Genomic DNA, 25,086 nt, shown 5'->3' with positions numbered 1-25,086 from the left:
GCTGTTAACAGTGTATATAACGGTCATGCCCACCAAAAGCTGGTGACGCCGCATATACATACTTTACCTATAAGCTGAACTCAACGAATGAAAAAATTATCTGCAATAATTGTAACCTTATCTTTTATAAAATTTATCATTCAATTGCTTGGGAATAGAAACTATGGCTTTCATAGAGATGAACTCCTACATTTATCAGTAAGTGAACATTTAATTTGGGGTTTTATGGAGTTTCCGCCATTTATAGGTGCAATTGGAAAGCTATCGTATTGGTTTTTTGATTATTCTCTTTTTGGAGTAAGACTTTTTCCAACTCTTGCAGGTGTTGCAATTCTGGTACTATGCTGTTTAATTGCAAAAGAACTTGGTGGTAAATCAAAAGCTATTTTGCTTAGCGGTATTTGTATACTAGCGTTTCTTCCGTTTTACAGAAACCATACCCTATTTCAACCTGTAGCGTTTAACCAGCTATTTTGGACACTCGGGTTTTACTTCACAATCAAATTTATCAACTCGCAAAACAAGAAATTTCTCATCCTCTTGGGAATTACGTTTGGTTTAGGGTTAATGAACAAATACACCATATTAGTTTGGGCTTTTGGGCTTTTTATTGGATTGTTTTTTTACAAGAAAGGGAATTTATTTAAAAACAAATGGCTGTATATATCTGCATTTATTTCATTGTTGATTTTCTTGCCTAATTTGATATGGCAAATTCAAAATGATTTCCCGCTTTTAAAACATTTGCAAGTACTAAATGAAAATCAGCTAAATAAAATTAACCCATTAGAATTTGGGCTTGAACAATTGAATTTTCCATTTACACTGATTATAAGTCTTTTTGGTATTGTTGCACTGCTAACAGACAAAAATTTAAAAAAATATAGAACCATCGGGGTTGCATCGCTAGTAATATTTTCCACAATGTGGCTTCTCAATTCTAAAGCGTATTATGTATTTGCAATTTATCCTGTACTCTTTGCAAGCGGAGCGGTTAAAATAGAGGGTTTATTGGCTAAAAAACCTGTTTGGGTTTATGTAATTGCTTTTGTTACGCTGGCACCTACTGTCTATTTTATTCCAGAAGCGACACCTATATTACCAATTGAAAAATTTGTCACCTATAAAAATCTTGAAGAAAAGAATGGACGAATTGAATTGACAGGAGATTATGCCGATATGTTTGGCTGGGAAGAGCAGATAAAATTGGTAGATAGCGTGTACCAATCATTAAACCCTAACGAGAAAAGAAATTGTGTTTTGTGGGCAGAAAATTACGGGGAAGCGGGAGCCCTTAAAATATTGGGGAAGCAATATAACTTACCAAATCCAATAAGTAGACACGGTAGTTTTTGGACTTGGGGATATGGGAATAAAGATGCAGATGTTTGGATTAGTTTGGGTAATGAAAAGCCATCTGTTTCATATATTTTTGAAGAAGTCGAGTTAATTCAAATAATTACTCACAAATATGCAATAGAAGAAGAGAACGGAATTCCCCTTTATGTTTGTAGAAAACCAAAAGTGGACATTGAAAAATGGTGGAAAGATTATGAAGAGCACATATTCGACTGAAAATAGCCAGTAGGTAAAAATGTGATTATGTACTGCAGGTATTCAATACAAACCTTTAATTTAATTCTGTTTCAGTAAAGGAATATGAAAAGGAACGAAAAGCAGAACTTGGAGATTTCATGGGGACTGTTATTACTGGAATTTACAATGGAATTAAGAACGGTGTAAATAATGTGCCTTCTGACTTTGAAAAAGCTGCAGGTAGACCCCACAAATCGCCTATTGAAATGATTAAGGCTTTTAAGAAACTAAAATAACCTTGCTTAACTTAATCTACGCAAAAAGTTCATAGGAAAACTGCTGATATTTAGACCTTGATAGTAAGCTGAAAAAATACGCTTCATTTTTTAGATTGTGAAGAGAACTGTATAAGTGTTGTTTTGCTATTTAAGTGTAGATAGGTGTCAATTGAGTTCTCATTAGTACCGATACCTAATTAAAGCCTTTTTAACTTAATTTTATTTGTTATAAATGAAAGTGTTAAAAATTAAAAACCCTGTAAATCATAAGATTACAGGGTTTTTTTATTTGAGAAGGTATCTCTGAGCGGAGAAAGAGGGATTCGAACCCCCGGAGGTGTGACCCTCAACAGTTTTCAAGACTGCCGCATTCGACCACTCTGCCATTTCTCCTTTTGCGGGTGCAAATATACTAACCTTTTTTATATGATAAATAACATATTCCAAATTTTTTAAAATTAACCTAAAATCAATTTAACTATTTAAATTAATCGTAATATTGCTATGAATAGAAGGTATGGGTTTAGCTAAAACAGAAATTTTTACAGATAAGCAGAATGAGTTATCACTTATTGGTAAAGTATTTGCACATCCTGCTCGTATAGCCATATTACAACACCTATTTAAGGTAGACGCCTGCGTATGTGGTGATTTGGTTGATGTAATTGGTCTTGCCCAACCTACCGTTTCTCAGCATTTAAAAGAGTTAAGAAATATGGGGCTTATAAAAGGTGATGTTGAGGGTACTAGTGTGTGCTATTGTATTAATAGAAATAATTGGAATTCAATGAAAATTAAATTCTCAGAATTTCTTAATCAAGAATTAAAAAACACAGACGACTGTTGCTAGTGCTATTTTAATTATTCCATGGTTTTAATGGGTTAGAATACGATAAAACATTAAAACAACTATTTCTCTTTTGACCCATAATATTCATCTAAAGAAATCATTCAAATAGAAATGCTATTGGCACACGCAGTGACTAATGCTTTACTTAAGAAAACCATGAAGGTTGACTGCTTATAAATTGAAAAAGAAAAAGCCCCTTAATTAATAATTAAGGGGCTTTTAACTATATAAATAATCGAAATTTACTTAACCTCTTCGAAGTCAACGTCTTCAACATTGTCACCTTCTGTTGCCCCGCCAGCTTCTGCTGAACCTGCATCAGCGGTATCTGCACCACCGGCTTGTGCCGCTTCTGCTTGAGCTTTATACATTTCTTCAGAAGCAACTTTCCAAGCTTCATTTATTTTATCTAAAGCCGGTGTTATTACAGCCAAATCTTTAGTTTCATAAGCTTTCTTTAATTCTTCTAAAGCGTCCTCGATAGGTTTTTTCTTATCATCTGACAATTTATCTCCAAACTCGCTTAATTGCTTTTCTGTTTGAAAAATCATACCATCAGCTTCATTTAACTTATCGGCTTTCTCTTTAGCAGCTTTATCTGCCTCTGCATTAGCTTCAGCTTCTGCCTTCATTTTTTGAATTTCCTCATCTGTTAAGCCTGAAGAAGCTTCAATTCTAATGTCTTGAGACTTACCAGTTGCCTTGTCTGTTGCTGAAACTTTTATAATACCGTTTGCATCAATATCAAAAGTTACTTCAATTTGAGGTGTGCCTCTAGGCGCTGGTGGAATACCATCTAAATGAAATCTACCAATGGTTTTGTTATCTGCTGCCATAGGGCGCTCACCTTGTAATACATGAATTTCAACGGATGGTTGATTGTCAGCAGCGGTTGAAAATACTTGCGACTTTTTGGTAGGTATTGTAGTGTTTGCTTCAATTAACTTTGTGTTTACACTACCCATAGTTTCTATACCTAATGATAGTGGGGTTACGTCTAAAAGCAATACATCTTTTACATCACCTGTTAATACCCCACCTTGAATTGCAGCTCCTACAGCTACAACCTCATCTGGGTTTACACCTTTACTTGGTTTCTTATCAAAAAATTTCTCTACAGCTTCTTGTACCGCTGGTATTCTTGTAGAACCACCTACCAAGATAATTTCATCTATATCACTTTTAGAAAGTCCTGCAGATTTTAAAGCACTTTCACAAGGTTCAATTGTTCTCTTAACCAAGTCAGCAATTAACTGTTCAAATTTTGCTTTACTTAATGTTCTTACCAAGTGTTTTGGTCCTGAAGCGGTCGCTGTAACATATGGTAAGTTAATTTCTGTTTGTGCAGATGAAGACAATTCAATTTTAGCTTTCTCAGCGGCTTCTCGAAGTCTTTGTAATGCCATTGGGTCTTCACGCAAGTCAATAGCTTCATCACTTTTAAACTCTTCAGCTAACCAATCAATAATTTTTTGGTCAACATCATCACCACCTAAGTGGGTATCACCATCTGTAGCTAATACTTCAAATACTCCGTCTCCTAATTCAAGGATAGAAACATCATGTGTACCACCACCAAAATCAAAGACTACAATTTTTTGGTCAGTATCTTTTTTATCTAAACCATACGCTAAAGATGCAGCAGTTGGCTCATTGATTATACGTTCTACCGTTAAACCAGCAATTTCACCTGCTTCTTTTGTAGCTTGTCTCTGAGAATCGTTAAAGTACGCAGGCACCGTAATTACTGCTCTAGTAACATCTTGCCCTAAATAATCTTCAGCTGTTTTCTTCATTTTTTGAAGAATCATTGCTGATAACTCTTGTGGTGTATATAAACGCCCATCTATATCTACTCTTGGCGTATCATTATCACCTTTTACCACTTTATAAGGAACTCTTCCTGCCTCTCTTGAAGACTCAGAAAATTTGTTCCCCATAAATCTTTTTATAGAGTATATTGTTTTATGTGGATTGGTTACTGCCTGGCGTTTTGCAGGGTCACCAACCTTTATCTCACCACCTTCTACGAATGCAATCATAGAAGGGGTAGTTCTTTTTCCTTCAGCATTGGGAATCACAACTGGCTCGTTACCTTCCATCACCGAAACGCAGGAGTTGGTTGTACCCAAGTCAATACCAATTATTTTACTCATTTTCGCTATTTAAAGTTGTTGAATTCTTTTTAACTCGCTTTTGAAATGTCAATGACCATGCCATGTCAAATATTATGACAAGGTGACAGTTTTACAAATAAGAGTAGTCTGATTACATTGCATAATTCAATAATTCTCCACCTTCTAAAAATTTAAAATTAGGATTACCATTATCTTTGATTAACTAAACTAAATTACATGGAGTGTATAAGCGTATTTGATATGCTCAAAATTGGGGTGGGTCCTTCTAGTTCTCATACCCTAGGCCCTTGGAGAGCAGCCGAACGCTGGATTGAAGAACTCAAATCTGAACATCCTCTTGATACCGTAAAACAGTTAAAAATTCACCTGTATGGCTCCTTATCACTTACAGGAAAAGGACATGCTACTGATGTGGCAATTATTTTGGGTTTACTGGGTGAAGACCCTGTTACCATTGACTGTGACACTATTTCAGATAAAATAGAAACAGTTAAACTCAAGAACGAACTTTGGTTAAATAAAAATCATAAAATAGCTTTCAATTTTTCTAAAGACATCCATTTTCATAAAGATTTTTTGCCGTTTCATTCTAACGGAATGCGATTAGAAGCATTTCTTCTTAACAACACTGTTTTTACAGAAACATATTATTCTATTGGTGGTGGTTTTGTAGTTAAAGAAGAGCGTGAAAATGCCAAGGAAAACAACTTGATCTTTAAGCAATTCCCTTGTCCGATTAGAACGGGAGAAGAGTTGTTGAAATTTTGCTCAGAAAAGCATATGAGTGTTTCTGAAGTGGTTTTAGAAAACGAACTTTCGTTACGTAATAGTGAAGAAATTAACCAAGGTATTCAGCACATATGGGAAACCATGCTTGAATGCATGTATATTGGCTGCCATACTGAAGGTAAATTACCTGGAGGACTTAACGTAAAAAGAAGGGCTTTTGAGCTCAATCAAAAACTTTTAGGAGCACAGTCTTACAACACCCCTAAAGAATGGTTAGAAGCCATTAGAAATACTGAAGTTAAATTCAGACAAATAATTAAATGGGTGAGTTGTTTTGCACTAGCGGTTAATGAAGTTAACGCCTCTCTTGGCAGAGTTGTTACTGCCCCAACAAATGGTAGTGCGGGAGTAATACCTGCTGTGTTAATGTACTATATGGTTATTGAGAACCATGATGCCAACTTTGATGATGTTAAAACCTTTTTATTAACGGCAAGTGAAATAGGTAGTATTTTTAAAAAGGGTGCTACCATAAGCGCTGCTATGGGTGGTTGCCAAGCAGAAATTGGTGTATCTTCAGCAATGGCGGCAGCCGGCTTGACAGAACTTATGGGCGGAACTCCTGAACAAGTTCTTATGGCAGCGGAGATTGCCATGGAACATCATTTAGGTTTAACCTGTGACCCTATTGGTGGCTTAGTTCAGGTTCCCTGTATTGAACGTAATGCAATGGGAGCTATAAAGGCAATAAATGCATCAGAGTTAGCTTTAGATACAGACCCTAGTGATGCTAAAGTTCCTTTAGATAAAGTTGTTAATACCATGTGGGAAACCGCAAAAGACATGAGCAGTAAATACAAAGAAACTTCAGAAGGTGGTTTGGCCGTGGGAGTTTTCTTGTCTGATTGTTAACTGAATGCCATTTTAACTATACTGATTGCCAGCAAACCTATAGATACCAAAGTTGAACAAGCTAAAAAAAATTTCTTTAGAACCTTTAATGCTTAAATTATAACAATTCAACATATACAAAAACAAGCTTAAAGAAATTAAGCCTGTTAGATGTTCTACAGAATACTAGTAAAGTACATGTAATAAGCTTTTAGTGCTCTAATATATTTACAATTGAGAAATTGCGAGTGGTTTTAGAAAGACTCTGGTTATTTCATTCATTGATTGCGCATATTCCTCTTCAGCTACCAATGTTTTCCAATCTGGATGTTGTAAAAAATTACTCCATCCTATTGCATGTGCTTCCATACTTTCAACAGCTAGCAGGTACGTTAAACATGGCATTTGAGAACCTGCAATATTGTATCCAAAAAATACCATTTCTAATCCTGCATCGTTAAATATGTTAAATTCACTTTGAAACATTTTCACCTTTCTACGTAAGGCATCTTCATTGTGACTATTGTAAATCCGTAGTTCCAACACATCTAATCCTTCTTTGGGTTTTCTTAGTTCAGGAAAACCAAGTGTGGAACGTATTAAATTGGTGTCATAACGGTCGAAGGGAATTTCACTTTCACCCGCATTCAAATATTTTTCTCCATTTTGTTGATATTCTTCATCTTTAGTTAGGTTTTCAAATGAGACTACATAATCTTCAATGGAATTATACGGTATCAATACATAGATTTTTCTAGGTAAGGCTTGGGCAGTTTCTTCAAAAACACCAACATGTTTTACCCCTTGTTTATTTAAAGCAGGAATTAAAGCATCTTCAAAATAATTCAATAAAAGCTCATCTGACTTAAAAAACTCAAGTTCATACGTGCGTAATTCATACACTTCTTTTTGAGCTAAGACAGCGGTTTGTATAAGTAAAACTACCGCTGTAAGTATTCTTTTTAATTGTATTTTACCTACCACCATGCATAAATTAATTTTAACTTTTATTCAAGACACCCTTCTCTACCGCGTGTATCAATAAGGTAAATTATTTTCCAATCGCCATTAAAATTCACCATTTGAAAAGAGTTTATGCCACAATGACTAAATTGTTTGTTTAACCAAAATTCATAACCAACCCATGCATTAGCCATAGTTCTATCTACTTGTATATTCCAAGAAGTTAGTTTTTCTTGAAACTCAACGCTATCTGGTATACTTACAATGGATTCATATAACTTTTCAATTTTTTGAGTTTGCAATATGGTCTCCCCTTCTTTGTTTTTTCCTGTGGTTTGTAATACTACTTCATCGGCCATAAACTTTTTCATGCTTACCGAATCTTGTTTATGAAAAGCTTCAAAAAAACCTTCAACCACTTTTCTAACTTCTTGTTTTTCGGCATCTTGAGCACTAACAGATACAAATAACAGCAGAAAAACAACGCCTAAAAGATTTTTAAATATCAAAACTAGAATTTTTTAGTTGCTAACAATTTAAGTAAATCTGCTTACATTAGACACAAAGATTTTTAAATGTCTACAGCTAAGAAAGAATACAAAAGGGTTACGGTTAAATCATTAGTAGAAATGAAACAACATGGACAAAAAATTTCCATGTTAACGGCGTACGATTATAGTATGGCAAAAATTGTTGATGCGGCTAATGTTGATGTAATTCTTGTTGGAGATTCTGCAAGTAATGTAATGGCGGGGCACGAAACTACTTTACCAATTACGCTAGATCAAATGATTTATCATGCCACTTCTGTTGTAAGGGCTGCTGCTAGGGCATTGGTTGTAGTTGATATTCCTTTCGGCAGTTACCAAGGTGATTCTAAAGAAGCTTTACGCTCTGCAATACGAATAATGAAAGAAAGTGGTGGCCATGCGGTAAAAGTAGAAGGTGGTTCTGAAATTCAAGTATCAATTGGTAGAATACTAGAAGCTGGTATACCTGTAATGGGGCATTTGGGATTAACACCACAGAGCATTTATAAATTTGGCACTTATACGGTTAGAGCTAAAGAAGAAGAAGAAGCAGACAAACTAAAAGCGGATGCAAAACTTTTAGAACAAATAGGATGTTTTGCCATTGTTCTTGAAAAAATACCCGCAAAACTTGCAAAAGAGGTTGCAGAAAGTGTTAACATACCCGTTATTGGTATTGGAGCTGGAGCTGGTGTTGATGGCCAGGTTCTTGTTGTTCATGATTTACTAGGAATGACACACGAGTTTAATCCAAGATTTTTACGCAGATATATGAATCTATATGATGATATGAGTGCTGCAATTGGACAATATGTTAACGATGTAAAAAGTAGTGATTTTCCGAATGAAAGTGAAAGCTATTAGAATTTAGAAATCAACTTTTCCTTTGTCTAATAAAACCGTCCATTCTAATCCTCAAAACCTTCAAGTTTTATTTGAAGACAATCATTTAATTGTTATCAACAAAAGACCTGGAGATATTGTACAAGGTGACAAAACAGGAGATACGCCTCTTTCTGATGTAGTTAAAACATATCTTAAAATAAAATATAACAAGCCTGGTAATGTTTACTTAGGGGTTGTTCATAGATTAGACAGGCCTACTTCTGGTATTGTTGTTTTTGCTAAAACCTCTAAGGCCTTACCTAGATTAAACAAGTTATTTGCTGAAGGTAAAACTCAAAAAACATATTGGGCCATTGTCAACGCGGCACCTCCCCAACAAAAAGATAAACTCACGCATTGGCTGGTTAGAAATCCAAAACAGAATAAATCATATGCCCATAACAGTGAAGTACCAAAAAGCAAAAAAGCTATTCTTGAATATCAACTGGTGAAAACTTTAAACAATTACTTTTTACTTGAAATTGATTTAAAAACTGGGCGACATCATCAAATACGTTCGCAACTTTCCTTTATAGGTAGTAGTATTAAAGGAGATTTAAAATATGGTGCCAATAGAAGTAATAAAGACGGAAGTATTCACTTACATTCTCGAAGTCTAACTTTTGAGCACCCCGTTAAAAAAGAAAAAATTACCTTGGTAGCACCTCCACCCCATGACCCTCTTTGGAGTGCGTGTCTCTAATTTTTTTCTATTTTTAGCAAAACACTTTACCATGAGATATTTAATAATCTGTATACTACTACTAACCTTTACCGCATGTGGTAGCTACAATTCTATTGATAGTTTTTACGAAGCACACAAAAACGACAACCAAGTAACTGCATTTAGAGTTCCACAATTTATGTTTTCGTTAATAAGCGGTATTTCTCCAGAAATGAAAGCTATGGTAGGTAACACTAGAGATTTAAGATACATGCAGTTTCCCAGTAAGTCTGATTCTAGGACCCGGTTTTTAAACGGACAGATGGATGGTTTTACTTCAAATTCTTTCATTGAGATTTTTAGAAATAATGATAATCTAAAACGAAATATAGTTTCGATACGAGAGAAAAGAGATGTTGTAAAAGAAATTTTGGTGTACAACAACAATGGCAACTTTGGAAGTTTTCTCTATTTCAATGGAAATTTTGACCCTTTAAAAGTAAGAGAATTTGCTAAAAATCAAGAGTTTGATAAGTTTACTGAAGGGCTTTTACCTCAAATGAATTTAGACACTCCAGGCATCACAAATTAAGCGGTTTTTTGTGTTCTTAAACTTTCAATTACTACAGCGGCTAGTATTAATATGCCACCTATAATTGTTTGAAAAGTAGGAATTTCTTTCAAAAATATAGCTCCAATTATAATGCCATAAATTGGCTGAATACTACTTAAAATACTTATTGAAGTAATTGAAAAGTACTTAAAACACATTAAGAATAAAGTGTGACCAAGCACTGTGGTTACAATTGCTAAAGTAAATATCCAAGGTAATTGAGATACTATCTCACTACTATCTTCAATCCAAAAAAAAGGCGATAAAACAATTGCAATAACTGCCATTTGCCAAGCCATTAAACTTGAGCCATTATAAGCAGAAACTTGTTTTTTAAGAATAACGTTTCGTAATGCATAAAGTAACGCAGAAAACAATCCTATAAGAACGGCCAACGTATTACTATTCTCTAAACTAAAATCTGGAACTAAGTAATAAATACCAATTAAGACCAAAACACCTAATAGTAAGTGCATTCGTTGTAGTTGTGTTTTTAGAAAAATGGGCTCTAAAAAGGCTGTTAGAATTGGATAAGTAAAAAGAGATAACATACCTATTGCCACATTCGACCATTGAAGTGAATAGAAATAGGTAACCCAATGCCCGCCCAAAAATAAACCACTAAGTACTATTGGAATTATATGAGATTTAGACACTTCTAAAGAAACACCCTTAATTTTACAATACCCAAAAAGAATTACAAAAGCTATCGCAGCTCTTGCTGCAATGGTTAGGGCTGGAGCTAGCTGTATATATCGTCCTAAGGCCCCAGATGTACTTACCAAGAGCATAGCCAAATTAAGCTCCAAAAAGCGCGAAAGATTGCCTTCTTTTAGATTCAAACTCAACTATTACCGGGTTACTGCTAACGCTTTTTCTCTAATAATTTGACCCACTGGTTTGTTTTGAAGATGACTTTCTAACCAAGACAAAATATCTAAATATAAAAATGCCCTTTTCTCATATGGGTGATTTTCGTATTGCTTAAGGTTGTCATATAATTTTTGGAACTCATTTTTTAAATCAGTTGGATATATCTCTCCTAACCCGCGTAAAAACTTAATCATTTCTTTTTGAACGGCGTGTAAATCGTTCATTTTTAATAAGAACTTGTAGGTACTTTTTAGTTGCACTTCTAAATGATAATCCATACCCGCTTCATAATGTGCAACCAAGCTCAATACTCGAGCAAAACACATTAAATCTTCTCTCATTTTTAAATTCTTGTTATGGATTATTCGCTTTAAATATTCAATACAAGTTTTGTTATCCCCTACCCCAAAATATAAACATGCAATTTTATAATACAACAACATAATATGATGCTCATCTATTCTTGCGCGGTGTTTTTTAATACCGTATTCAATTATAGCTACTAAATACAGCCCTTTTTCAAAGGTTCCTTCAAGAAAATGTAGATTGAGTTTATTAGAATTAAGGTACAGAAATACCAAAGAGGTAATATTATCATTTTGAGGAAAATCTTTTCTAGATACAACCTCTTCTAACATGGTTAAGGTGTTTCTGAACTGAGACGCATATTTTACAAAAAACTGCGATTCTAATAAATAATTATTTCCTTTTAAGAAAAAAACAGGATTTAGTGCAATCATCTCTTCGTTCTCATAAAACAAGTCTACCCATTTACTGGCGTACTTATAGGAGGAAAGAAAATCTTGTGTTAATAAACTATGCCAAAGATGAGCCTTATAATACCATAACTTTTCTCTAAAACCCAGCTTTTTTAAATCACATTCTGGCATGTTTTCAGTAAAATAGCTAGTTACCTTAGAAAGGTCCTCATCATTTCTAACATAACCCAATTTTAACATCATACCATACAATTGCAATGATAAATTGGATAGTTTACTAGTAATGACATTTTGCTGTGATAATTCTTTAGCCTGGTTGACTAATTCTTCGGCACGTTGAGGTATACTTCTGGTTATATATTGAGTTTCAATAATTTTTTCTAATTCAACAATCTCATAGGCAACATTTTTTTCTTCGTTGTCTACGGCCATGTTTTTTGCCTTGTCTAAAAGTTTTAAACTTTGTTTATATAAACCCTTTTGGTAAAGAATGGTAGCAAAATCTAGTTGCTCACGAATTTGAACTCTTATATTTTGATTTACAGGATTAAGCCTTAAACTAATTAATATCTGTTTGTATAAATGCGCTTTAAGATTTGATAATTGTGCCTTTTTTACAATACCATTCTGTAATATTTGCGATTCATCGTACTTTTTAAGCTTATCCAATAAATTGAATAATGCCAAAAATTTGGCGTCAGCATTTACACCTAGCCTACCAACATATAATTTAAATTGTCTTTTTTCTGACTTAGAAAGCGATTTTACTAATACAAATAGAGGGTCGGTTTGGGTATTTGTCATCGTAATAAATATTACCTAACTTATTTTAAATCAAATATTTAAAAATATCATTTTAAAACTCAACATTGTATCATCTTTTAGAAATGACACTACGCATTTTATTTGAGTCTTATTTTCGTTTATTCAGTTAAAACCAAGAACTACAATGGGTAAAGATAGGGTACATATTTTTGATACAACATTACGAGATGGCGAACAAGTGCCTGGTTGTAAATTAGACACCAAACAAAAGTTAGTTATTGCGGAACGTTTAGATGTTTTAGGTGTTGATGTTATTGAAGCTGGTTTTCCTATTTCAAGTCCTGGTGATTTTAATTCAGTTAGTGAAATTGCCAAATTGGTTAAAAACGCTACTGTTTGTGGTTTAACGCGATCAGTAAAAAAAGATATTGAGGTTGCTGCTGAGGCCATTAAATATGCTAAAAGACCTAGAATTCATACTGGTATTGGTACCTCTGAATCTCATATTAAATATAAGTTCAAATCTAATCAAGAAGACATCATAGAACGTGCTGTAGCGGCCGTAGCCTATGCCAAAAAGTTTGTTGAGGATGTTGAATTCTATGCAGAAGATGCTGGTAGAACAGACAATGAATATTTAGCACGAGTCTGCGAAGCGGTCATTAAGGCAGGAGCTACGGTGCTTAACATTCCAGATACTACTGGTTATTGTTTGCCTGAAGAATATGGGGCAAAAATGAAATACCTTAAAGAAAATGTAAAAGGTATAGATAAAGCCATTTTATCTTGCCACTGCCATAACGATTTAGGTTTAGCTACTGCAAATTCTATTGCCGGAGTTATTAATGGTGCAAGACAAATTGAATGTACTATCAATGGTATTGGTGAACGTGCAGGTAACACTTCTTTAGAAGAAGTGGTTATGATTATGCGTCAACATCCAGATTTAAACTTAGATACCAATATCAACAGCAAATTGCTGAATGATACTAGCCAAATGGTCTCTGACAAAATGGGAATGTTAGTTCAACCTAATAAGGCTATTGTTGGTTCCAATGCTTTTGCGCATAGTTCTGGAATTCATCAAGACGGGGTTATTAAAAACAGGGAGACTTATGAAATTATAGACCCTGCAGACGTTGGCGTAAGTGAATCTTCTATTGTACTTACTGCCAGAAGTGGTAGAGCTGCCTTAGCATACAGAGCTAAAAATGTTGGCTATGAGCTAACTAAAGTGCAATTAGATGCTGTTTATGATAACTTTTTAAAGTTTGCAGACCGCAAGAAAGAAATTGTAGATGAAGATATTCACCAAATTATTGAAACCTCTAACATTGAATTAAAGAATCTTGCCTAGATTGTTTACTATTCCGTCAATAATTTATTTAATGTCTCTTTAAATTCATTCTGAAACTCTACATATTTTTCTCCAGTTGCTGGACCGTTAAACCCGGTATGAATTTTTCTCACATTACCAGATTTATCAATGTAAATCGTAGTAGGGTAAGACAATACATGATTTAGCATAGGTAACTTTTTATTTGCCTTGTCTTTATCCGCACCACCATATTGCGCCAGTAATACAGAATACGGCACACTTTCTTTGTTTTTGAATCTTTTAAGTTTTTCTAGAGCCTTTTCTTCGGTTTTTGCATACTCAAAGGCTAGAGCCACTATTGCTAAGTCATCATTAGGATTATTCTTAAGATAATCTACGTAAAACCTAGACTCGTCTAAACAATTGGGGCACCAAGTACCCATAATTTGTACAAGCACCACCTTATCTTTAAATCTTTCATCAGATAGACTTACTTTGTTTTTTGCGGTATCTATAAATGAAAAATCAAATTTGGAATACCCTTCTTTTAAATAAGTAAGTTCATCAGCATTTGGTAATTCAAATGCTTCGTTACGTTTAGCCTTAAATTTTTCAATGGAATGTGTTCCTGAATAGAATGTACCAGTTAACGTGCTATCAGAGGCATTTGCTAAAAACAAAAATGCATGTGTACCATCAAATGTGGATAGTTTTAATTCTTCACCATCTACAACACCTTCTAAATACCTGTAATCACCGGTTGGAGTTCTAAATGTACCCGTTACAACACCATCGTTTTGGGTGAAAATTCCTTTAGCTGGATAAAAATCTTCTTCATTTTCATAATTAAAACTCACTTCCCAAATTCCAGAAACATCAATCTTAGCTTTGTCGACATCTTCAAACCTTGGCGAATCTGTAAATGTGGCTTTAAATGGCACTACTCTATCTCTAGGTTCCTCAATGAAACTGCCATTAATGCTATTGTCAGTAAAAGTTCCTTTAATGATACCATCAAAAACAGACATTTTAATAAAAATACTATCACCTTTATATGCTATTTCATCTAGCACAACCTCTTCATCAGCATTTGAAACTCTTAACTCTAATTGATTATTTAATGCATTTACAACTTGAAAATTAAATGGAAGCTCATGATTTTCAGAAACCGTCATAATCCCCTTCCAGGCACCCACTTTTAATTTTGGATTTTCGGTCTCTTTTTTACATCCAACAAATAGCATTATTACTATAAAACCAAGGAGCGATTTCTTCATTTTAAAAAATTTTTTCAAGTATAAATAAAATATAATGGTTCACTTTTAAATATATGATAAAACTTGATTGGGTTTGCTTTTGAAAGCTTTCTATCAAAGATTATCTTTGCTGACGTTAATTTTGATCAATGAAAATCTCTTATAACTGGCTCAAGCAATTTTTACAATTAGATTGGGATGTTGAAAAAACCTCAGAACTCTTAACTGACCTTGGTTTAGAAGTAGAAGGTGTAACTGAATTTGAGTCTGTGAAAGGAGGATTAAAAGGTATTGTAGTAGGTAATGTCTTAGCCTGCGTTCAACACCCTAATGCAGATAGACTTAAACTAACCACCGTTGATATTGGTACAGCAAGTCCAGTGCAAATTGTTTGTGGTGCACCCAATGTAGCTGAAGGTCAAAAAGTACCAGTAGCTACCATTGGAACAATTTTATATACTGCCGAAGGCGAAGCTTGGAAAATTAAAAAAGGTAAAATTAGAGGTGAAGAAAGCCACGGAATGATTTGTGCTGAAGATGAGCTTGGTTTAGGTACCAATCACGACGGAATTATGGTTTTAAATAATGACCTAAAACCTGGTACGCCTTGTATTGACATTTTTGATGTAGAAAATGATTATACCATTGAAATTGGTCTTACGCCTAACCGCTCAGATGCTATGAGTCATATGGGTGTTGCCAGAGATTTAAGAGCAGGATTAATACAACAAGAGATAAATCTTGAATTAATTTCCCCATCAGTCAGTGCTTTTGCTGTGGACAACAGAACCCTAAAAATAGATGTTGAAGTTGAAGATGAAAAACTTGCTCCAAGATATTGTGGGGTAACTATTGATAATATTTCTGTACAAGAATCACCATCTTGGTTACAAAATAGATTAAAAGCTATTGGCTTAAGTCCAATTAACAACGTAGTTGATGCTACAAATTACGTGTTGCATGAATTAGGACAACCACTACACGCTTTTGATGCAGAGCGCATTAAAGGAAAACAAATTAAAGTTAAGACCTTAGCAAAAGATACCGAATTTGTTACCCTTGACGGAGAAAAGAGAACCTTGCACCAAGATGATTTAATGATTTGCGACGGTGAAAAACCCATGTGTATTGCTGGTGTTTTTGGTGGAGAATTTTCTGGTGTTACTAAGAATACTACTTCTATTTTTTTAGAAAGCGCTTATTTTGACCCTATTTCAATAAGAAAAACAGCAAAAAGACATGGTTTAAATACCGATGCCTCTTTTCGATTTGAAAGAGGAATAGATATAAATCTTTGTAAATATGCACTTAAAAGAGCTGCTATTTTAATTCTAGAAATAGCCGGTGGAGAAATAAGCTCAGAAATTGTTGATTTATTTCCTATTAAAAAAGAAGAATGTCAAGTCTTTCTAACCTTTGAACGTATCAATAAATTAATTGGTCAAGAGATTCCACGAGAAACCATTAAATCAATCTTAACAGCGCTTGAAATTAAAATTAATAATGTAACTGAATCTGGATTAGGCCTTACAGTACCTTCTTACAGAACAGATGTTACCAGAGAAGTTGATGTTATTGAAGAGATTTTGCGTGTTTATGGCTATAATAATATTGATTTCAAACAAAAATTTACTACATCTGTAGCTCCTACGGCTAAAGTAGAAAACCATAGTTTACAGAATGTAGTTGCCAATTTGCTAGTTGGTCGAGGTTATTTTGAAATTTTGACCAATAGCTTAACAAGTAGTCAGATTGATGGCTCTATCACTTCCAATTCTGAAGAAATTGCAGTTTCAATGTTAAATCCGTTAAGCGCGGATTTAGCTATTTTACGAACAAACACCTTACAGTCTGGCTTGGAAGTCTTAAGGCATAATTCTAATAGAAAAAATAGCGATTTAAAGTTATTCTCTTTTGAAAAAACCTATCAAAAAGTAAATGATAAGTATGTCGAAGAAGAACATCTTTCGCTTTTTGTTACAGGCAACTTAACTCCTGAAAATTGGGCCATTAGTCAGCAACCTACAGATTTTTTCTACTTTAAAGGTCTTTTAGAAACCGTTTTTGAAAGATTAGGTATTACCAACATAAAACAAAAGGCTTTAGAAGCAACAAATATTTTTTCAGAAGGACTAGAATTTGTCTACAAGAAAAAAAAGATTGCTCAACTAGGTATAGTTCAGAAAAAACACACCAATTCATTCGAATTAAAGTCTAGCGTATTTTATGCTGATATTTCTTGGAAAACGGTTTTAGATTTGGTTAAAAATAATGCTATACAATTTAAGGATATTCCAAAGTTCCCAGCTGTAAAGAGAGATTTGGCATTACTTGTTGATGAAAATATTTCTTATAAAGAAATTAATGAATTGGCCTTAAATACTGAAAAGGGCTTATTAAAATCAATGAATTTGTTCGATGTTTACGTAGGTGATAAATTGCCACGAGGCAAAAAGTCGTATGCGGTTAGCTTTATGTTACAAGATGAAAATAAAACGCTAACAGACAAACAAATTGATAAAACAATGCAGAAACTTCAGAAGTCTTTTGAAACTAAACTTGGAGCCGAACTTAGATAGAAATAAAAAAATTAAATTCTTGATGCAACCATTACGCTGTCTATCTCATGAATAACAGTGTTATCTTGTTTTAAATCTGCAGTTGTAATCCTCGTTTTATTACCAGTACTATCAGTTAAAACAATATCAACACCAGACATGGTAGCTGTTAACTTATTTCCTTGTATGGTAGTAAAAACCGCTTTACCCCCACCATTACACATTGCCTTTAAAATCTTTGAGGCAGTTAACTTGCCTGGAACAATATGAGAAGAAAGCAGATAATTCAATGCTTTTTTATCATCTGATAGAAATAACTCCCTAAGCTTTGTTGCTGAAAATTGAGAAAAAGCATTTTCTGTAGGTGCAAAAATGGTAAACGAACCACTATTTTTTAATAAGTCGTCTAGCTGCGTAATTTTCAAAGCAGCATTAAATGTGCGATGTTTTAAAGAATCTGAACCAGAAGAATTGTGTAATGAACCACCGGTTAAATATATAGCCGCAGGAATAGTATTTAAACTATTGTTTTGACTATATACTGATAAAGAGATGGTTAGCAAAAAGCAAACCAAAAAAATAGTACGGGGGAAGTTCATTTTTCAGTAGTTAGATTGTTTGTCAAGTGTTCAAATTAGTATAATGTATCGTTGAAATGCACATTAATGTCGACAAAATAACAACTTTTAAGAATTATTGGGACATTTAGCCTATGCAGTTTATCGGTTTTAACAATTTATTAACATATTGATTCTTACTCCTACAATTTGAATCAAAAGAGATATTTTTCTAACTTTGAGTTAATTGCTAAAAAAAGAAAATGAACAAGACTAATATTGAAGAAAAACTTCGTGTTTTTCAGTCCAAATCAATTCCGGATGTTGATGTTTTGGAACAAGTAGCTCAAATTTTAAAAGAAGATGAGTTATGTAGACAGGGAATTGAAGATAAGTTATCTTCTAATAGCGTTATAAAGGAGAATAACTTCGATTTTGATAACCTAGAGTCAAATCGAATTTATCATATCAATACTATAAGAAATATATGTATTGATTATCGTTTACGCTTTTTAGATTCAAAATATTTTAAAGGGGAAATTCCAACAGAAGCAATTTCTCAGATTAAACAACTAGAAAAAGAGCACAGCACATCACTTCAGGGTTTTAAAATTATGGCGCCTTCTAAGCTTTTTAAATTAGCTGATAAAGACGACCCGTTATTATTTGCTCCTATTGGTAACGGTTATTATTACCTAATTCATAAATGGGGTAATGACTTACATCCTTTAAGAAAAATGCTGGTTTGGCCATTTAAAAACATTATTAACCTTGCGCTAGTAACAATGTTGGTTAGTTTTTTAATCACCTTTTTAGTGCCATCTGGCCTATTTTCTAAAACAGATACCACAGCCGAGTTTGTAATGATTTTTCTTTTTAATTTTAAAATGATTGGAGCCATTGTTATTTACTATGGCTTTGCAAGAGGAAAAAACTTTAACCCGGCTATTTGGAACAGTAAATATTTTAACGCTTAGCCTACAGAAACGGTAGTGTACATTTTTGTACGCTGCTCTCTGATAGTTTTATCTGTCATGTAATCATCAAACGATAAATACCTATCAATTACACCCTTAGGCGTTAACTCTATTACTCTATTTGCTACAGATTGTACAAAGGCATGGTCATGTGTTGTCATTAGCACCGTGCCTTTAAAGTTTTTAAGTGAATTATTAAAGGCTGTAATACTTTCTAAATCTAAGTGGTTTGTTGGTTCATCTAACAATAAAACATTTGCTCTAAGCATCATCATTCGGCTGAGCATGCATCTTACTTTTTCACCTCCAGACAATACTGTACATTTCTTTAAAGCTTCCTCTCCGCTAAATAACATTTTACCCAAAAACCCTCGTAAGAAAACTTCTTCTTTTTCTTCTTCAGTCTTTGCCCATTGTCTTAACCAGTCTACAAGGTTGATATTTTCCTGAAAATACTCAGCATTATCTGCGGGTAAATAAGATTGACCAGTAGTAACACCCCACTGAAATTTACCGCCTTGTAACTCTTTATTACCTGTGATAATTTCATAAAACGCTGTGGTGGCCCTAGAATCTTTAGAGATAATAGCTACTTTATCTCCTTTAGCAAGGTTTATATCAACATTTTCAAATAATATTTCTCCTTCATCTGTTTTTGCTGAAAGCCCCTCAACATTCAAAATTTGGTCGCCAGCCTCTCGCTCTCTTTCAAAAATAATTGCAGGATATCTTCTACTTGATGGTTTAATTTCATCAACTTTTAGCTTATCTAGCATTTTTTTACGTGATGTAGCTTGTTTACTCTTAGCAACGTTAGCACTAAAACGTTGAATAAACTCTTGCAATTCTTTGGCTTTTTCTTCCGCCTTTTTGTTTTGCTGTGCTCTTTGTCTAGCGGCTAATTGGCTACTCTCATACCAAAATGTGTAGTTACCAGAAAATAAATTGATTTTACCAAAATCTATGTCAGCAATGCTGGTACATACCGCATCTAAAAAATGTCTATCGTGAGAAACTACAATTACAGTATTATCATACATGGCTAAAAAATCTTCTAGCCATGAGATGGTTTCATAATCTAAATCGTTTGTAGGCTCATCCATGATTAGTACATCAGGATTTCCAAATAAAGCTTGCGCCAATAAGACCCTAACTTTTAATTTGCTATCTAAATCAGCCATAGGAGTAAAATGGTATTCTTCAGCAATTCCTAAGTTGCTCAATAAGGCAGCAGCATCACTTTCTGCATTCCAACCATTCATTTCTTCGAACTGTACTTGTAACTCCCCTATTTTTTCAGCATTTTCATCCGTATAGTCAGCATATAACTCATCAATTTGAGTTTTAATCTTAAATAAAGGCTTGTTACCCATCATCACCGTTTCTAAAACCGGATTTTCATCGTACGCATTATGGTTCTGTTCTAGAACAGACATGCGTTTTCCTGGTTCTAAATGTACATGACCAGAAGTTGGGTCAATTTGCTTTGCTAAAATTTTTAAGAAGGTAGATTTACCTGCCCCGTTTGCACCAATAATGCCGTAGCAATTACCATCTGTAAAGGCAACATTAACCTCATCAAATAAAACGCGTTTACCAAACTGTACAGATAGATTTGAAACTGATAACATAAATGTATTCTAATTTTTTTGCAAAAATAACCAAATTAAACTGGTATTCTTAAATTAATTCCTAGGCTTTAAACCACTATAAATCTGATATTTACAACATTTAACTAGCTGTTAACAAGTCTACTTAATACCGATTGTTAGATTTGTTATCCTCTAAAGATTTGAATGAAGAATTTTTATTTGTTACTTGCTTGTTCCCTATTGTTCTCCTGCAATACAGAAAAAAATAACAATTCGGAATCGGCCTATTTTGCGGGCGAAATTGTTAATCCAACTAGTGATTATGTTGTGCTTTATAAGGACGATATTGTTGTTGATTCTGCCAAAATAGACACTAACAATCAATTTAAGTTTGTTGTTAATGAAGTAAATGAAGGCCTTCATCATTTCAATCACGCTCCAGAATTACAATATGTTTACTTAGAAAAAGGAGATAGTATTATTATACGTTTAAATACCAATGCTTTTGATGAATCTCTGGTATTCTCAGGAACAAATCAGGGTATTAACAATTTTCTAATTGAAATGTTCTTAAACTTCGAAGATGAAGAAAGATACGTTAACTCACTTTACAAATTAAAACCAACAGATTTTAGCGCAAAAATTGATTCGCTTAGAACTTTAAAAAATGATGAGCTAAAAGATTTAATTGCTTCTGACGAGTTGTCAAAGGAAGCAGCTTCGATGGCTATGGCTGCCATTGATTATAATAGTTACATCTACAAAGAAAAATATCCTTTCTATCATAAAAAACACACTGGTGAAGAGACAATTCATGCTTTAGATGATAATTATTATCAGTATCGAAAAAAGATAGATTTAAACCACAATGAACTGGTTTACTTTAGACCCTATTATGATTATATGAAGTATCATTTTAGTAATTTAAGTTACATGTCTTGCCTTAGAGATTGCGGTTCTAAAAATCATACTCCAGAAAATTATATTCACCTTAACAATCATAAGTTAAAACTAATTGATAGCACTGTTGAGAATGAAGATTTACGAAATAACCTATTTAGAAGTGTTGCTGTTGATGCACTTTTAAAAGAACATAAAATTACACAAGGAACCCAAGATTTTGTTTCAAAATATGAAGGACTCTCTACAAATGAAGACCACAAACAAGAAATTCAGGGTTTAGTTAAAGGTATTCGTAATCTACAATCAAACAATACGTTGCCTAACATTATTCTTTCAACCTATAATGGTGAAGTTAAAGGTTTACCTCAGGTTGTAAGTCCTAATAAAAATGTAATCTATTTTTGGTCTGGAGTGCAAAAAAAGCACTTTAGAAATGTACATAAACAAATTGCCACCTTAAAAACTCAAAATCCTGATTTAAATTTTATAGGTATTTGTTTGCGCACCTCTGAAAGTCAGTGGAAAAGTATTATCAATGAGTCAGGTCTTTCTACCAACAATCAATTTTTAAGTTCAGATATTGATGAAGTTAGAAGTAATCTAATAATAGATGGTTTTAATAAATGTGTTATAACTAAAGACACTATTATTAAAGAGGGGTTTGGAAACCTTTACTCTTCCTTTTAAAAAAAAACCACCCAAAATTGAGTGGTCTTTATTAATGCTACAGTAAGCAATCTTAAGAATTACCTTTTTTGTAATCCGCTAAAAACTTTTCTAAACCAATATCAGTTAAAGGATGCTTTAAAAGGCCTTTTATTGCTGACAATGGTCCTGTCATAACATCTGCACCAATTTTAGCACAATCAATCACATGCATAGTGTGTCTTACAGATGCAGCTAATATTTCAGTTGTAAAACCATAGTTATCGTAAATCTGTCTAATCTCTGCGATAAGGTTTAAGCCGTCTGTTGAAATATCATCTAGTCGGCCAATAAATGGCGAAACATAAGTAGCACCTGCTTTTGCAGCTAACAGCGCCTGACCCGGTGAGAAAACTAATGTTACATTTGTTCTAATGCCTTTGTCTGTAAAATACTTACATGCTTTTACTCCATCAGCAATCATGGGTAATTTAACTACTATTTGAGAGTGCAATGCTGCTAAAGCCTCACCCTCTTTAACCATACCCTCAAAATCAGTTGCTATAACTTCAGCCGATACATCACCTTCTACTATGTTACAAATGTCTACATAGTGTTTTAGAATGTTTTCTTGGCCTGTAATACCTTCTTTGGCCATTAAAGACGGGTTTGTAGTAACACCATCTAAAACCCCTAAAGCCTGAGCTTCTTTAATTTGGTCAAGATTGGCAGTATCGATAAAAAATTTCATAATGTGTTGTATTTAATTGCTCTACAATTTATAATGACGTAAAAGTAACCTTTCAAACGTGTTATTTGGTAATATTTTCTTTAAGAAAATTGAAAACTTTTGCATGAACGAACCTACGGTGTAATGAACTTTTGGATTTTTAGTTTTTATTATCTTAAAAATCTTTTTGGCAACTTCATTAGGATTTCTTCCCGAATCTACATGCGCGTTCATTAAATCTAAAGACATTTGGTAAGACTCTTTATAAACAGAATCTTTTGATGCACTTACTGTATATCTACTATCAGCAATATTAGTTGCGTAGTCTCCAGGTGCAAGATTTACAACCTTAACTCCAAATTGCTTTGTTTCCATACGTAAACCCTCTACAACAACTTCTAAAGCACCTTTAGATGCTGAATAAAATGCCCTAAATGGCAATCCCATATAACCTGCAATAGAAGTTATATTAATAATCAAACCTGAATTTTGACTTCGCATCACTGGAAGCACCTCTTGTATCATTCGTAAGGGTCCTTTAAAATTCGTGTTAAAAACTTTATCTATGGCTTCTTCCGGTGTTTCTTCTACGGGCCCTGTTATACCTATCCCCGCATTATTAATTAAAATGTCTATTCTTCCCTCTTTTTTGACAATTGACAGTACTGCCGATTTTATACTTTCCACATTATGTACGTCTAAAGAAATAAGATTGAAATCTGAAAAATCTTTATACTTTTCAACTTTTCTGGTGGTACCGTAAACAATAAAACCTTTTTGCTGAAGATACATGCAAATGGCCTTGCCAATTCCGCCAGAACCACCTGTTACTAAAACTACTTGTTTGCTCATCTGAAGAGGTAAAATAGAAAATTAAGTAGGTAAAAATAAGGCATAAAAAAAGGCAAGCTACCTACATCGCACCGCTACGACCGTATACCCTTGCTGCGTTCCCGCCCTGGGGGATTCTACAGGAGCTGGTCGTGTAGGACTTGCCGGCTGCAAATATACAACCCTTTTAAATTTGCTGCAATCAACTTGCATGTGTAATTTGGTATTTCAATTAATTTATAAAATGAAAAGAATCTCATTTCTAATTGTAATAACTGTAACTTGTTTAATAACAGCCTGTGGAAGCACTTCAGATGCCACCAAATTTTTTAGTATTGATTTGGAAGGAAAAAATAACAAATTTCAAAATGGAGATTTGGTTGGCGTTGCCATACAAAACAAGAAGAATAAATCTATTACAAATGTGGAATATTCAATAGATGGTGAAGAAATTACAGAAAACAATGGCAAACTCGCTTTATCTGTGCAAAAATTAGGTCAAAAGCTTTTGGTTGCAAAAGTTTTTTATGATGATACTTCTGTAGAAATTACAAAAAAAGTCAGCATACTCGCTGCAAATCCTCCCGCAGTTTATACCTATGAAATTGTAAACGAATTTCCTCATGATAAAAATGCATTTACCCAAGGCTTAGAATTTAAAAATGATACCCTGTTCGAAAGTACTGGCCGTTTAGGACAGTCAACACTTAGAAAAGTTGATTATAAGACAGGTGAAGTTTTGCAAGAAATTGCGTTGAAAAATTCAGAATTTGGTGAAGGACTTACCTTATTAGGCAACAAAGTAATACAGCTTACATGGCAAAATAAGATTGGATACGTTTACAGTAGTAAAGACCTTTCTAAAATTGAAAGTTTTAGCTATGGTGAAAGTAAAGAAGGATGGGGTCTTTGTAATGATGGTAATAGAATTTACAAAAGTGATGGAACTGAAAAAATATGGATTTTAAATCCGGAAACCTATATCGAAGAAGACCATATAGAAACCGTAACCAATAAATCTATATTTAATAAAGCAAACGAGTTAGAGTTTGTAGATGGAAAAATCTATGCCAATGTATGGCAAAAAGAAAGTATGATGATTATAGATGCTACGTCAGGTGCAATAGAAGGGGTGGTTAACTTTAGTGGATTAAAAAGCAAAGTTGAACAACACGATGCCTTAGACGTGCTAAATGGTATAGCCTACCATCCTGAAAAAGGTACTTTTTTCGTAACTGGAAAAAATTGGAGCAAATTGTTTGAAGTCATTATAACAAAAAAGTAG

Annotated in this window: 22 protein-coding genes, 1 tRNA gene and 1 other RNA gene; 12 read left to right on the top strand and 12 right to left on the bottom strand. The window is 33.7% G+C overall.

Annotation, left to right across the window (positions count from 1 at the left end):
* Positions 1–87 precede the first annotated feature (87 nt).
* Both H5V42_RS01230 and H5V42_RS01225 read left to right on the top strand, forming a co-directional pair.
* Positions 88–1,575, top strand: coding sequence for an ArnT family glycosyltransferase (locus tag H5V42_RS01230; protein ID WP_185781293.1), 1,488 nt, complete (start codon positions 88–90; stop codon positions 1,573–1,575).
* Positions 1,576–1,694: 119 nt separating this feature from the next.
* Positions 1,695–1,832 (top strand): hypothetical protein, encoded by a 138-nt coding sequence (locus tag H5V42_RS01225; RefSeq protein WP_185781292.1) that lies wholly within the window; start codon positions 1,695–1,697, stop codon positions 1,830–1,832.
* Positions 1,833–2,122: 290 nt separating this feature from the next.
* Here H5V42_RS01225 and H5V42_RS01220 read toward each other — a convergent pair.
* Positions 2,123–2,207: transfer RNA gene (locus tag H5V42_RS01220), tRNA-Ser, on the bottom strand.
* A 124-nt stretch (positions 2,208–2,331) separates the two neighbouring features.
* On the opposite strand from H5V42_RS01220, the gene H5V42_RS01215 reads away from it, so the two are divergent.
* The gene (locus H5V42_RS01215; RefSeq protein WP_185781291.1) at positions 2,332–2,664 is read left to right on the top strand and encodes an ArsR/SmtB family transcription factor; all 333 of its coding nucleotides are present in this window, start codon (positions 2,332–2,334) and stop codon (positions 2,662–2,664) included.
* Positions 2,665–2,906: 242 nt separating this feature from the next.
* On the opposite strand, the gene dnaK is transcribed toward H5V42_RS01215, so the two are convergent.
* Positions 2,907–4,820 carry a molecular chaperone DnaK gene (dnaK, locus tag H5V42_RS01210; protein ID WP_185781290.1) on the bottom strand — a complete coding sequence of 638 codons (1,914 nt, stop codon included), beginning with the start codon at positions 4,818–4,820 and terminating at the stop codon, positions 2,907–2,909.
* Positions 4,821–5,018: 198 nt separating this feature from the next.
* Between dnaK and H5V42_RS01205 the strand changes: the two genes are divergently transcribed.
* Positions 5,019–6,443: an L-serine ammonia-lyase gene (locus H5V42_RS01205; protein ID WP_185781289.1), complete on the top strand. Its 1,425-nt coding sequence runs from the start codon at positions 5,019–5,021 to the stop codon at positions 6,441–6,443.
* A 207-nt stretch (positions 6,444–6,650) separates the two neighbouring features.
* On the opposite strand, the gene H5V42_RS01200 is transcribed toward H5V42_RS01205, so the two are convergent.
* Both H5V42_RS01200 and H5V42_RS01195 read right to left on the bottom strand, forming a co-directional pair.
* The gene (locus H5V42_RS01200; protein ID WP_185781288.1) at positions 6,651–7,409 is read right to left on the bottom strand and encodes an NIPSNAP family protein; all 759 of its coding nucleotides are present in this window, start codon (positions 7,407–7,409) and stop codon (positions 6,651–6,653) included.
* A 20-nt stretch (positions 7,410–7,429) separates the two neighbouring features.
* A complete protein-coding gene (locus H5V42_RS01195; RefSeq protein ID WP_194336932.1) occupies positions 7,430–7,894 on the bottom strand; it encodes a nuclear transport factor 2 family protein in 465 nt (154 codons plus the stop codon).
* Between the two features lie 66 nt (positions 7,895–7,960).
* On the opposite strand from H5V42_RS01195, the gene panB reads away from it, so the two are divergent.
* The 3 genes from panB to H5V42_RS01180 are packed head-to-tail and all read left to right on the top strand — an operon-like array spanning position 7,961 to position 10,056.
* On the top strand, positions 7,961–8,779 hold the full coding sequence (panB, locus tag H5V42_RS01190) for a 3-methyl-2-oxobutanoate hydroxymethyltransferase (RefSeq protein WP_185781287.1): 819 nt from the start codon (positions 7,961–7,963) through the stop codon (positions 8,777–8,779).
* A gap of 22 nt (positions 8,780–8,801) precedes the next feature.
* Positions 8,802–9,503 carry an RluA family pseudouridine synthase gene (locus tag H5V42_RS01185; protein ID WP_185781286.1) on the top strand — a complete coding sequence of 234 codons (702 nt, stop codon included), beginning with the start codon at positions 8,802–8,804 and terminating at the stop codon, positions 9,501–9,503.
* A gap of 31 nt (positions 9,504–9,534) precedes the next feature.
* On the top strand, positions 9,535–10,056 hold the full coding sequence (locus H5V42_RS01180) for a DUF4252 domain-containing protein (protein ID WP_185781285.1): 522 nt from the start codon (positions 9,535–9,537) through the stop codon (positions 10,054–10,056).
* Here the strand turns inward: H5V42_RS01180 and H5V42_RS01175 are convergent.
* Together H5V42_RS01175 and H5V42_RS01170 are read right to left on the bottom strand one after the other, a co-directional pair.
* On the bottom strand, positions 10,053–10,925 hold the full coding sequence (locus H5V42_RS01175; protein WP_313792107.1) for a DMT family transporter: 873 nt from the start codon (positions 10,923–10,925) through the stop codon (positions 10,053–10,055). The two genes, H5V42_RS01180 and H5V42_RS01175, sit on opposite strands and share 4 nt — an antisense overlap.
* Positions 10,926–10,928: 3 nt before the next feature.
* On the bottom strand, positions 10,929–12,473 hold the full coding sequence (locus H5V42_RS01170) for a hypothetical protein (RefSeq protein ID WP_185781284.1): 1,545 nt from the start codon (positions 12,471–12,473) through the stop codon (positions 10,929–10,931).
* Positions 12,474–12,618: 145 nt separating this feature from the next.
* Here H5V42_RS01170 and H5V42_RS01165 point away from each other — a divergent pair, with 145 nt between their 5' ends.
* Positions 12,619–13,791: a 2-isopropylmalate synthase gene (locus H5V42_RS01165; RefSeq protein ID WP_185781283.1), complete on the top strand. Its 1,173-nt coding sequence runs from the start codon at positions 12,619–12,621 to the stop codon at positions 13,789–13,791.
* Positions 13,792–13,799: 8 nt separating this feature from the next.
* Here H5V42_RS01165 and H5V42_RS01160 read toward each other — a convergent pair whose 3' ends face one another.
* Entirely contained in the window at positions 13,800–15,029 is a 1,230-nt protein-coding gene (locus tag H5V42_RS01160) for a peroxiredoxin family protein (protein WP_185781282.1), read from the bottom strand.
* A gap of 128 nt (positions 15,030–15,157) precedes the next feature.
* Here H5V42_RS01160 and pheT point away from each other — a divergent pair, with 128 nt between their 5' ends.
* Positions 15,158–17,587: a phenylalanine--tRNA ligase subunit beta gene (pheT, locus tag H5V42_RS01155; protein WP_185781281.1), complete on the top strand. Its 2,430-nt coding sequence runs from the start codon at positions 15,158–15,160 to the stop codon at positions 17,585–17,587.
* Between the two features lie 11 nt (positions 17,588–17,598).
* On the opposite strand, the gene H5V42_RS01150 is transcribed toward pheT, so the two are convergent.
* Positions 17,599–18,165: a fasciclin domain-containing protein gene (locus tag H5V42_RS01150; protein ID WP_185781280.1), complete on the bottom strand. Its 567-nt coding sequence runs from the start codon at positions 18,163–18,165 to the stop codon at positions 17,599–17,601.
* Positions 18,166–18,386: 221 nt separating this feature from the next.
* On the opposite strand from H5V42_RS01150, the gene H5V42_RS01145 reads away from it, so the two are divergent.
* A complete protein-coding gene (locus H5V42_RS01145) occupies positions 18,387–19,100 on the top strand; it encodes a hypothetical protein (RefSeq protein WP_185781279.1) in 714 nt (237 codons plus the stop codon).
* On the opposite strand, the gene H5V42_RS01140 is transcribed toward H5V42_RS01145, so the two are convergent.
* Entirely contained in the window at positions 19,097–20,731 is a 1,635-nt protein-coding gene (locus tag H5V42_RS01140) for an ABC-F family ATP-binding cassette domain-containing protein (RefSeq protein ID WP_185781278.1), read from the bottom strand. The genes H5V42_RS01145 and H5V42_RS01140 overlap by 4 nt on opposite strands.
* Before the next feature lie 165 nt (positions 20,732–20,896).
* On the opposite strand from H5V42_RS01140, the gene H5V42_RS01135 reads away from it, so the two are divergent.
* Complete coding sequence (locus H5V42_RS01135) at positions 20,897–22,282, top strand: transaldolase (protein ID WP_185781277.1); 1,386 nt, start codon at positions 20,897–20,899, stop codon at positions 22,280–22,282.
* A 52-nt stretch (positions 22,283–22,334) separates the two neighbouring features.
* Here H5V42_RS01135 and fsa read toward each other — a convergent pair whose 3' ends face one another.
* The 3 genes from fsa to ffs all read right to left on the bottom strand — a co-directional run bounded on the left by fsa (position 22,335) and on the right by ffs (position 23,968).
* Entirely contained in the window at positions 22,335–22,991 is a 657-nt protein-coding gene (gene fsa / locus H5V42_RS01130) for a fructose-6-phosphate aldolase (RefSeq protein ID WP_185781276.1), read from the bottom strand.
* 21 nt (positions 22,992–23,012) lie between these two features.
* Complete coding sequence (locus H5V42_RS01125; protein WP_185781275.1) at positions 23,013–23,822, bottom strand: SDR family oxidoreductase; 810 nt, start codon at positions 23,820–23,822, stop codon at positions 23,013–23,015.
* Between the two features lie 47 nt (positions 23,823–23,869).
* Positions 23,870–23,968: signal recognition particle sRNA small type (ffs, locus tag H5V42_RS01120), an RNA gene on the bottom strand.
* A gap of 77 nt (positions 23,969–24,045) precedes the next feature.
* Between ffs and H5V42_RS01115 the strand changes: the two genes are divergently transcribed.
* A complete protein-coding gene (locus H5V42_RS01115) occupies positions 24,046–25,086 on the top strand; it encodes a glutaminyl-peptide cyclotransferase (protein WP_185781274.1) in 1,041 nt (346 codons plus the stop codon).

The sequence above is a fragment of the Croceivirga lutea genome, assembly GCF_014235875.1.
Taxonomy (GTDB): domain Bacteria; phylum Bacteroidota; class Bacteroidia; order Flavobacteriales; family Flavobacteriaceae; genus Croceivirga; species Croceivirga lutea.
The sequence above is the reverse complement of the archived record's forward strand: the minus strand, read 5'-3'. Positions and strand labels throughout refer to the sequence as shown.